The following is a 1,983-nucleotide window of genomic DNA, read 5'->3' on the forward strand; positions in this document are numbered from 1 at the left end:
ATAAATGCATATTGAATTTTTCAATAGATGCTTTCTAAGAGATACATGCAAAATAACTGTGTTTAAACATTAAATAAAAGATAAATAAACATAATGAGGAAATTGAAAAATTAAAACCGCGCTAAAAAAGTAATATATTTTCAATTGCGCGATTTTAATATGTTAATTTTGTATACAATGATATTAAATATAGATTTTTTAAAAAATTTTTATATTGTGAAAAAAAATTAAACAATTTGTCTATAATATAAAATATACAAACGAAAAAATTTTTACAACTTGTAAATTGATCAAAAAAAAAAATATTTTTGAAAAAATAAACATTTATTTTTTTTTACTCATTTTATCAATATATGCCATTCCGAAGGCAGATAAGACAAAAGATAAGTGTATTACCACACACAATATAATTTTGTTATCTGATATTTTTTCTGCCTCCATAAAAAGACGTAATAAATGTACAGAGGAGATGGCTACAATCGAAGAAGCGACTTTATTTTTAATTGAATTCACATCCATAGTCCCCATCCACCCCAATCTTTTACCGTCATCTTGAATATCCATTCTAGAAATAAAATTTTCATAACCAGAAAACATCACCATCACTAAAAGCCCCCCCACTAAAGAAATATTAATTAACGACAAAACTACTAACACCAATCCCGATTCCGACATAGTTAAAATATCTGGAACAACAAAAACAATTTGTTGAAAAAATTTCAGTGTTAACAATATAAAACCGAACGACAAACTTACATATACCGGAAACATGAGCCAACGTGAAGCATATATGATTTTTTCAATAATGTTTATCATTTTGTATCCTATTTTTTACTCATATGATATAATACAATAAAAAGTGTAAAAATATTTTATATTAGCCCCTATTTTATATTTCAAATAATTATATTTTTTAAAATATAAACTCTTTTACTTAACATTTTAAAAGTACCATAATATGACATCTAGAAAAAGTTATATATACAATATAAATCCAATCTTTCAAACACCTAAAGGCAATAAACGCAGACCCGCTTTTATTTGTTATGCAATGAAAAAAGCATCTGAAATAGATGTAGCACGCAGTGCATTAAACTATGTCATTCAACCTAAGAATCTAAAAACGGGTCTTTTTATTAAAAGATATAGACGTTTAAATGAACACAGAGCTCGTGCAATGAGAGCCATGGTTTTGGCTATGCTGTACCATTTTAATATCTCATCGGATTTAGTTCAAGCGTCTGTTGAACAACTGTCAGATGAATGCCATTTATCTACATTATCTGCTCTAGGCAATAAATCCATTACACGCGCCTCTCGATTAATTACACATTTTTTAGAACCGATGGGATATGTCACCTGCCAAAAAATCTGGGATAAGGTATTAGGTAATTATATGCCAAAAATAATTACGTTAACGCCTTTATTTTTTATGCTGTTTGGAATTTCAAAAGAGCAATTAAAAAATGCTAAAAAACAACAATTGGGCTGGATTAATAAAAATCGTATCAGCAAGGGTTATAAACCTTTAAACATTATAGAAGCAAAAAGAAAAATTAAAGATAATCAAATAAAAAATATATTTAAATATAGAATTTCTAAACATACTTTTTATAAAAAAAGAAAAAATGCACAGCGTTTAATTGCTTTAGATGAAAAAGAAGCAAGACAAACTATTCTCAGAGCTTTAGTCTCCCAGTATTCTATTCGTGAATTGACCAATATGGGACCTCAAGGATTAAAAAAACAAGTTAATATTAGTTATTTTTATTTGCGGAAAATAGCAAACAATCCATATCCTGATAATTAATTGTTTTTTTAATTAACATTATTGTTATTTTTTTACGCATAAGCGTAGGGTATTTTTTTTTCATTATTCTTCCTTTTTCATTATTCTTCCTTTTTCATTATTCTTCCTTTTTCATTATTCTTCCTTTTTCATTATTTTTTTAAAAAATTTTAGTTTTTTATATTAAAAAATAA

2 protein-coding genes are annotated in these 1,983 nt (G+C 26.3%); one reads left to right on the forward strand and one right to left on the reverse strand.

The features are described from left to right. Positions 1-324: 324 nt before the first annotated feature. Positions 325-816 carry a TIGR00645 family protein gene (locus AB4W59_RS02765; protein WP_367673369.1) on the reverse strand — a complete coding sequence of 164 codons (492 nt, stop codon included), beginning with the start codon at positions 814-816 and terminating at the stop codon, positions 325-327. 142 nt (positions 817-958) lie between these two features. Here AB4W59_RS02765 and repA point away from each other — a divergent pair, with 142 nt between their 5' ends. Beyond that, complete coding sequence (gene repA / locus AB4W59_RS02770; RefSeq protein WP_367673370.1) at positions 959-1,810, forward strand: plasmid replication initiator RepA; 852 nt, start codon at positions 959-961, stop codon at positions 1,808-1,810. The last annotated feature ends 173 nt before the right edge of the window (positions 1,811-1,983 follow it).

It is taken from the genome of Buchnera aphidicola (Cavariella theobaldi), from assembly GCF_964059165.1.
Taxonomy (GTDB): domain Bacteria; phylum Pseudomonadota; class Gammaproteobacteria; order Enterobacterales; family Enterobacteriaceae; genus Buchnera; species Buchnera aphidicola_BO.